Genomic DNA, 7,620 nt, shown 5'->3' on the forward strand with positions numbered 1-7,620 from the left:
TGCCCTACCCCTCCTCCGGCGACCGCGGCGGGCTTACTGTCGTGCGCGGCGCACGTCGCTGGGACGAGGTACGCACGATCAGCTCGGTCGGTATCACCTGCTCGACCGGGTGATCCGAGTCCACCCCTTCGATGGCGTCGGTGAGGAGCTGGACCACCGCCGTGCCGATCCGGCGCGGCTTGCGGGAGAGCGTGGTGACGGGCGGCTCGGTGCTGGCGTACACGGTGGACTCGCTGCAGCAGACCAGCAGCAGGTCGTCCGGTACCCGCAGGCCGTAGCGGCGGGCGGCGGCGAGCAGATCGCTGCCGTTCGGGTCGAACAGTCCGTAGACGGCGTCGGGCCGGTCGGGGCGGGCGAGCAGCCGGTCGGCGGCGACGGCGCCCGCGCACGGATCGTGCGCCAGGTAGGCCTCGTACACCGGTTCCTGGCCGACGCGTTCGCACCAGCGCAGATAGGCGGTGGTCGACAGATGGGTGTACGGGTCCGTCGTCGTCCCCGTCAGCAGGCCGATGCGGCGGGCGCCGGCGTCGGCCAGGTGGTCGAGGATGCCGAGCACGGCGGCCTCGTGGTCGTTGTCGACCCATGCGGTGACCGGGAGCGAGCCGGCCGGGCGGCCGTCGGAGACGACCGGCAAGCCCTGGCGGACCAGTTCGCTGACGACCGAGTCGTGGTCGGAGGGGTCGGTGACCACGGTGCCGTCCAGGGCGACGTTCGACCACACGTCGTGCCGCGAGGTCGCGTGGAGGATCACAAGGGCGTAGCCGCAGGTGAGCGCGGCGGAGGTGGCCGCACGGGCCATCTCGGTGAAGTACGCGAACTCCGTGAAGGTGAAAGGTTCATCCCCGAATGTCGTCACGGTCAGGCCGATGAGTCCCGACTTGCCGGTACGGAGGGTGCGTGCGGCGGCCGAGGGCCGGTAGCCCAGCCGGTCGGCGACCTCGCGGACATGGCGCCGGGTGGCATCCGGGAGCCGGCCCTTGCCGTTGAGGGCATCGGAGACGGTCGTGATGGAGACCCCGGCGGCGGCGGCCACGTCTCTGATGCCCGCCCGGCCCGGCCGACTGCCTCGACGTGAGGTTTCCGCGCGGCTCACCGGGTGCTTCCCTGAGTGCGGGTCGTCCGAGGCCATGAGTTTGCTCCTGATGTGTGTCGGGGTGGTCAGTACTTCTTGCGCCGGCGCGCGAGACGCCAGCGGTAGAGGGGGCTCGGCACGCGGTTGGACTTCCGCCGGTTGTGCCGACGGCAGAGCATCTGGCCGTTCCACAGTTCAGTCGGCCCGCCGCGGCTCCAGGGGTGTATGTGATCGGCCTCGGTTCCCGGTGCCGGGCACCGGAACCAGAGGGGCCGCTTGTGCTCGCACCGGCCGTTGGCCTGGCGGATGAGCTGCTGCTTCTGGGGCCAGATGAAGAGCCGGGTGGGATCACGCCAGCGCCGCTTACGGCCAACGCCGATGGCGAGGCACAGGACACCGAGCGCAGCGACGGCCAGGCAGGAGAGCAGGACAGTCGGATCTGGCTGCATGGCGCTCAGTGCAGGTCGTTGCCGAAGGAGATCAGCTCACGCCTGGTCGCCCAGAACAGTTCCTCGGAGTTGATGACCGTGACGAGACGGTCCTTGCCGGGGCAATGGTTGGCCCTTCGGGGCTCACGATGCTCTGCGCCGGGGCGGGGCTCGGAGACGATGCGGTACTCGGGCATGGTCGAAGGCTGCTTTCTGTACGGGAACGCGTGAGCCGGACAGCGAACCGCCGAGGAGACCGGAGTGGCTCCTCGGCGGTTCGGATGGGGGCGTCCTCAGAAGTCGATGGAGTACTTCGGGGGACGGCGCAGGATCACCGCGGCGGCACGCAGGTCCTTCTCGTCGTCGGGCGACCTGTCGTCCTCGTCACGGAGGTCGGTGAGTGTGAAGGCACCATCGGGGAGCTGGTAGCCGTCCTCGGACGGGACGGCGTCGCGCATGCGGAACTGCAGCCCGGTGCCGGTGTCCCAGTCGTTGATGGTCTGCAGGCTGTCGCTGTTGAACAGATCGACACGACCGTCGAAGACGTCGGTGTCGCCGTTCTTCCAGGTGATGTGGGCCTCGATCCGCGAGCCGGCGTGCTCGCTGCGCTTGATGTTCAGGTCACCGATCACCTTGGCAAACGACTCTCCCAGGCGCAGCTCGAAGGCGATCGCCCGCAGGTGGTCGAAGTTGATGTCGTACTTCCGGGAGAAGTCGACGATCTCGGCCACCTGCTTCTCGGCCACTCCGGGCACCTGGTGGCGCAGGTAAGTGGCCACCGTCTCGGGCTCGGGGTAGGCGAAGCGCATGTGGTAGTGGAAGCGGCCGGGGCGGTTGAGCATGTAGTCGTTGACGCGGTGCAGCTCGTTGACCGACAGGACGTAGAGGCGCTTCGTCGTGCTCAGCCCGTCGAACAGGCTCAGGAACTGGTTCTGCGACTCGTTGTCCTCGTTGGAGAAGATCTTTTCGAACTCGTCGAAGACAACGACGACTTCGCCCAGCTCGTCGAGGAAGGCGGCGAGCCCCGGCGTGTCGTGCTGCACGAGCACGGTGGGCAGGTGGTGTTCCTCGCGCATGCGCTCGGCAAGCAGGCGGAGCATGAGGCTCTTACCCATGCCCTTGTCGCCGGAGAGGATGACGCCGAGCGAGCGGTCCATGGCGCAGTAGCCGGTGACGATCCGCTGCACGCGAGAGGCGTGGCTGCCGTAGACGGCCTCCTCGACGGATGCCAGCGGCTCCGTCTGGCGCAGGCTGTAACCGGTCATCTGAGAGAAGGAGATCGCGTAGGTGGCCACGGGCAGATCAGCGAAGGTCTGCACAGAGTCCCCGTAGAGGCGGAACTCCCCGCCGGAGGCGACGATCGTGGATGCGGGCATGAAGAATTCTCACTTTCGCAGGAGTAGCTGTGTGGTGGTGACTCAGCGGATGGGCAGCACGCTGTTGTTCGCGGGTTCGAGGGCGGCCGGCTTCACGCCCTGCCCGCGCCGAGACAGCTCGTAAGCCTGAGCCATGTCCTCCACAGGTACACGCCGCTCGGCGGCCCTTGGTGAGCTCGCGAGGGAGGACCGGCGCAGCACCGTGACGGTCCGGGCCTGTGAACAAGGACGGCCCCCTGATACCCCGGGTCGGCGCTCCCTTCACGAGGCGCCGGCCCGGGGTATCACTGGGCTGGATCAGGACTGCGAGGTGGCGATCATCGTGGTGAACTCGTCTTCGGTGACGACCCGTACGCCCAGCTCGCGGGCCTTGGCCAGCTTCGATCCGGCGTTCTCACCCGCGACGAGCAGCGTCGTCTTCTTCGACACGGAGCCGGAAGAAGTGCCGCCCGCGTTCTCGATCAGCTCCCTGACACGGTTGCGGTTCAGGGCGGCGAGCGCTCCGCGCATGCCGCCGGTGACGACGACGGTCTGCCCGGCCAGCGGGCCGTCGGCGGTGTCCGTGACCGGCTCGGTCATGTTGACCCCGGCGTCGACCAGCTTGTCGATGACCCGCCCCATGGCGGCGAGGTGGGCAGCGATCTTCGGCGCGTTGGCGGGCGGCACCTTCTTCACCTTGGCCAGGGCGTCGGCGTCGGCCGCGCGGATGGTGGCCATGGTGCCGAAGTGCCGTGCGATCTCGCGGGAGAGGGTCCGGCCGGTGCGCACGATGCCCAGGGCGCAGAAGATGCGGTTGAGGGGCTTGTCCTTGGCGGCGGCGATCTGGCCGAGGATGGTGTCGGCCCGCTTCTCGCTGCGGGCCGCCGCCGTGAGCTGGTCGCGGTCGAGGGTGAACAGGTCCGCGACGTCCTCGACGTCCCCGGCCTCGATGAGGGCCTCCAGGTAGACGTCGCCCAGGCCGTCGATGTCGAGCATGTCGCGGGCGACGGCGTAGCGCAGGGCGGCGAGCAGGCCGCAGCCGCCGCCGGAGGAGTCGGCGCACTCCCAGCGCTTGCCGCTCTTGTCGATCTCGCCGCCGCACTCCGGGCAGGCGTCGGGGAAGGCGACGGGGGTGACGTCGTCGCCGCGCAGGTCCGTGACCGGTGCTTCGATGCGCGGGATGATGTCGCCGGCCTTCCACACCGTCACCACGTCTCCGATCATCATGCGGCTCTTGGTGATGAAGTCGGGGTTGTGCAGGGTCGCGTACTGCACGGTGCTGCCGTCGACCTCGACCGGCTCCAGGACGGCGCGCGGCGCGATGATGCCGGTGCGGCCCACGCGCCACTCGACGCCGAGCAGCTTCGTCTGCCGCTCGACCGGGGGGAGCTTGTAGGCGATGGCCCAGTGCGGGTGGCGGGTGGCGAACCCGGCCGTCTTCTGCTCGTCGAAGCTGTTCGCCTTGATCACGACGCCGTCGATGTTGAAGGGGAGTTCGCCGCGCAGCGCGATGATCTCCTCCACGCGGGTCTGGACCTCCTCCAACGTGGAGAACACCCGCAGACCGACTTCCGTGGCCGCGGTGGTCTGCACGCCGAGTTCGGCGACCTGCGTCATGAAGGTCTCGTGGGTGTCCCCGCGCAGGAAGTCCGTCCCGTCGAGGCTGACCGCCCCGTACGCGAAGAACGTCGTCATGATCGTGTAGTCGCGGGACTTCGCGCCGCGCAGCGTGCCGGCGGTGCCGTTGCGCGGGTTGGCGAAGGGCTTGTCGCCGTGCTCGGCGCGCAGGTCGTTGGCGGCCTCGAACTGAGCCCTGGTCAGCAGGACTTCGCCGCGGATCTCCACGGTCGCCGCGCTGTCCAGGCGCTCAGGCAGGCCGACGATGCTGCCGATGGCCGCGGACAGGTCCTCGCCGTGGTGTCCGTCGCCGCGCCCGACGAGCTTCGTCAGCACGCCCATGCAGTAGCGGGCGGCCACCGCCATTCCGTCGAGCTTCGGCTCGGCCGCGTAGCCGCCACGCACCGGGGCGTCCAGGCGGCGGGCCAGCGATGCACCCCACTTCACCAGCCCCGCGGCGTCGAAGACGTTGTCGAGGGAGAGCATCGGGACGGTGTGGGGCACGTCTCCGGCCGGTGCCGCGCCGCCGGCGACCTTGCCGACCGGTGAGTCGGGCCGGATGTGGCCGGGGTGCTCGCGCTCGTAGTCGGCCAGCTGGCGCACCAGGGCGTCGTAGGTGGCGTCGTCGAGTTCCGTGCGCCCGTCGCCGTAGTAGGCGGCGCAGGCGACGAGGGCGGTGTCCACGGCCGTGTCGTATTCGGCGCGGCTGGTCAGGGCGGTTGCGGTGGTCATGCAGTGATCCTTACGTAGGGGACTGACATCGGGGGTCTGCTGTGTGCGCAGGTCAGCGCTTGGGGACGGGACACAGCCCGTGCGGGTCGAGGAGGATCTCGCCGTCGCTGAGGAACCGGGACAGGTCGTGGTGCGCGGTGGCCAGGCCGCCCAGCCCCTGCCCGCGCAGGACGTTGGTGTCCAGCGCGTAGTGGGGGCGCACCAGCAGTTCACCGACCAGGAACTGGTGGCTGCGGTTGCTGCCGTAGCGCAGGGGGTGGCCTTCGTCGGCGCGGACGCGGCTGGAGCCGACGAACGACACGGTCCCGTCGCCGACGTTCTGCACGTAGAGCCAGGCCGGTACGTGCCATACATGCGGGTCGAGAGCGATGTGGGCCAGGGCGGCCTCGGTGGGCTGGTGGCGCACGGCGGACTCCTTCGGAGGGCGGGGCGAGGGCGGGGCGCCGCGGACGGGCGGCGCCCCGTGAGGGGTGCGGTGACGGTGCTACTTGGGCGGGTCGAGGCGGATCGGCATCAGCAAGTGGCGGTAGCCGTTCGCGCCGCTCGGGTCCTCGCCCAGCAGCACCGGCTTGCGGGACTGCCCCTGCTCGAACTCCTGCACGTGCACCGTGACCGTCTCCTGGCCGATGAAGGCTTCGAGTGCGTCGAGCAGATGCGCGGAGTTGAAGCGGACGCTCATCCCCGAGACGTCCTCGGTCGCACCGTGGGCAAAGGTGAAGGGGATGTTCATGCCCTTCACCCGGTCCTGGTCGGCAGGCGAGCCGATGACGGGCGCGAGGGCGAGCGCCCCCGCGGCGTCCCAGTGCAGGGCGACGGGACTGTGCTTGTAGCCGACGGCCTGAGTCATGGCCCGCCCCTTCTTGGCCGCCCTGACCAGCGTGGCCCGGTCCATACGGACGCTCGCGACGAACTCGCTCGGGAAGAACGAGGCGTAGGTGGGGAACTTCCCCTCCCGGGAGCGCACGGTGATGGTGGTGTCCCCCAGCGACAGCGTCGCGCGGGGGATGTCGCTGTTCTGGTCGCTCAGCAGACCGACGCCGATCGGGCCGTCAAAGAACTTGGACTGCTTCAGGACCGCGGACAGGACGTCCGCGGAGAACAGGACGTGCACGGCAGCGGCCGGCGGCTGCACGGCCGCCTCGGCCGCGATGCGGCCTTCGGCGAGGCGGTAGCGGTCGGTCGCGGCCAGGGTGAGGGTCTGACCAGGCGCAGATGAACGGAGGTCAGCAGCGGCAGGGTGTCCTCGCGGCCGGCGGCCGGAAGGACCCGCGCCAGCTCGGCGAAGAACGCCTTCGCGTCCACCGTCGCCATCGCGGGGACCGGCTCCGGCGGCCGGGTGAACTCCTCCGGGTCCAGCGCCGCGAGGGGCACGGTCAAGTACTCGGTGAACAGCAGATCACCGGTCAGCGACACCTCGGCGCGCTCGGCCTAGGCAGTGTCTTCAATTGATCTTGAGTGGTGGATCATGGTCGAGTGATACGTCGTCATGAACTGACCGACATGGAGTGGGAGTTCGTCCGGCCGTTGCTGCCCGAGTCACTGCGCGGGCGGAAGCGTCTTGATGACCGCACTGTGCTCAACGGGATCGTGTGGAAGTTCCGGACCGGGACCGCGTGGCGGGATGTGCCCGAGCGGTACGGGTCGTGGCACACGCTGCACACCCGCTTCCGCCGGTGGGCTCTGGACGGCACGTTCGAACGGATGCTGCGGGCCGCCCAGACCCGGGCGGACGCGGCCGGTGACATCGACTGGCTGGTGTCGGTCGATTCCACCGTCGTCCGGGCCCACCAGCACGCGGCGGGGGCCCTAAAAGGGGGCTCCGCAGTCCCGGTCTCGGACGCTCTCGAGGCGGGCTGACCAGCAAAATCCACCTGGCCTGCGATGCCTACGGCCGCCCGCTCGCCTTCACTGTCACGAGCGGAAACACCAACGACTGCACGCAGTTCACCGCCGTGATGGAGGCGATCCGGGTGCCCCGCCCGGGACCCGGAAGGCCGCGGGTCCGGCCCGCCCACGTCCTGGGCGACAAGGGCTACAGCTCCCGGGCCATCCGGACGTGGCTGCGACGCCGGGGCATCTCCCACACCATCCCCGAGCGGGCCGACCAGATTCGCAACCGGCTCCGCCGCGGCAGCCGCGGCGGGCGGCCGCCGGCCTTCGACAGACAGCTCTACAAGCGGCGCAACGTGGTGGAACGGTGCTTCAACCGCTTGAAGCAGTGGCGCGGCATCGCAACCCGTTACGACAAGACCGCCGAGTCCTACCAAGCAGCCGTCACACTTGCCTCGCTCCTGATGTGGGCGTGACAATTGAAGACACCGCCTAGTGTCCCGAGTCTTGGGAGGACTGCATATCTAGGATTTGGGGTTCGGTAGGCGGTTCAGGTAGCCGGCGAGGCGTTCGAGGATCTCGTCGG

The 7,620-nt window shown here is 69.4% G+C and carries 9 protein-coding genes; 2 read left to right on the forward strand and 7 right to left on the reverse strand.

Annotated features, from left to right (window positions below; translation table 11 throughout):
* Positions 1–4: 4 nt before the first annotated feature.
* The 7 genes from ACFC02_RS23410 to ACFC02_RS23440 form a co-directional block, all read right to left on the reverse strand.
* Positions 5–1,129 carry a LacI family DNA-binding transcriptional regulator gene (locus ACFC02_RS23410; protein WP_376360549.1) on the reverse strand — a complete coding sequence of 375 codons (1,125 nt, stop codon included), beginning with the start codon at positions 1,127–1,129 and terminating at the stop codon, positions 5–7.
* Positions 1,130–1,158: 29 nt separating this feature from the next.
* Positions 1,159–1,521, reverse strand: coding sequence for an HNH endonuclease (locus ACFC02_RS23415; RefSeq protein ID WP_376360552.1), 363 nt, complete (start codon positions 1,519–1,521; stop codon positions 1,159–1,161).
* Between the two features lie 5 nt (positions 1,522–1,526).
* A complete protein-coding gene (locus tag ACFC02_RS23420; RefSeq protein WP_376360555.1) occupies positions 1,527–1,697 on the reverse strand; it encodes a hypothetical protein in 171 nt (56 codons plus the stop codon).
* Between the two features lie 96 nt (positions 1,698–1,793).
* A complete protein-coding gene (locus ACFC02_RS23425) occupies positions 1,794–2,876 on the reverse strand; it encodes an AAA family ATPase (RefSeq protein WP_376360558.1) in 1,083 nt (360 codons plus the stop codon).
* Between the two features lie 297 nt (positions 2,877–3,173).
* Positions 3,174–5,204 carry an NAD-dependent DNA ligase LigA gene (gene ligA, locus ACFC02_RS23430; RefSeq protein ID WP_376360561.1) on the reverse strand — a complete coding sequence of 677 codons (2,031 nt, stop codon included), beginning with the start codon at positions 5,202–5,204 and terminating at the stop codon, positions 3,174–3,176.
* A 52-nt stretch (positions 5,205–5,256) separates the two neighbouring features.
* Positions 5,257–5,610 carry a hypothetical protein gene (locus tag ACFC02_RS23435; RefSeq protein WP_376360564.1) on the reverse strand — a complete coding sequence of 118 codons (354 nt, stop codon included), beginning with the start codon at positions 5,608–5,610 and terminating at the stop codon, positions 5,257–5,259.
* Positions 5,611–5,688: 78 nt separating this feature from the next.
* Positions 5,689–6,336 (reverse strand): hypothetical protein, encoded by a 648-nt coding sequence (locus ACFC02_RS23440; protein WP_376360567.1) that lies wholly within the window; start codon positions 6,334–6,336, stop codon positions 5,689–5,691.
* A gap of 105 nt (positions 6,337–6,441) precedes the next feature.
* Between ACFC02_RS23440 and ACFC02_RS23445 the strand changes: the two genes are divergently transcribed.
* On the forward strand, positions 6,442–6,636 hold the full coding sequence (locus tag ACFC02_RS23445; RefSeq protein ID WP_376360570.1) for a hypothetical protein: 195 nt from the start codon (positions 6,442–6,444) through the stop codon (positions 6,634–6,636).
* Positions 6,637–6,680: 44 nt separating this feature from the next.
* Positions 6,681–7,510 (forward strand): IS5 family transposase gene (locus tag ACFC02_RS23450; protein WP_376360573.1). Its coding sequence is split into 2 segments (ribosomal slippage): positions 6,681–7,011 and positions 7,011–7,510, totalling 831 coding nucleotides; the frame shifts between segments, so codons are not numbered across the junction.
* Positions 7,511–7,620 lie beyond the last annotated feature (110 nt).

The sequence above is a fragment of the Streptomyces sp. NPDC056160 genome (assembly GCF_042268205.1).
GTDB lineage: Bacteria > Actinomycetota > Actinomycetes > Streptomycetales > Streptomycetaceae > Streptomyces.

What these genes read in the sequence shown, in the direction of transcription:
- ACFC02_RS23410 (WP_376360549.1), bottom strand. Translation starts at nt 1,129, where the DNA reads ATGGCCTCGGACGACCCGCACTCAGGGAAGCACCCGGTGAGCCGCGCG.
- ACFC02_RS23415 (WP_376360552.1), bottom strand. Translation starts at nt 1,521, where the DNA reads ATGCAGCCAGATCCGACTGTCCTGCTCTCCTGCCTGGCCGTCGCTGCG.
- ligA (WP_376360561.1), bottom strand. Translation starts at nt 5,204, where the DNA reads ATGACCACCGCAACCGCCCTGACCAGCCGCGCCGAATACGACACGGCC.
- ACFC02_RS23425 (WP_376360558.1), bottom strand. Translation starts at nt 2,876, where the DNA reads ATGCCCGCATCCACGATCGTCGCCTCCGGCGGGGAGTTCCGCCTCTAC.
- ACFC02_RS23420 (WP_376360555.1), bottom strand. Translation starts at nt 1,697, where the DNA reads ATGCCCGAGTACCGCATCGTCTCCGAGCCCCGCCCCGGCGCAGAGCAT.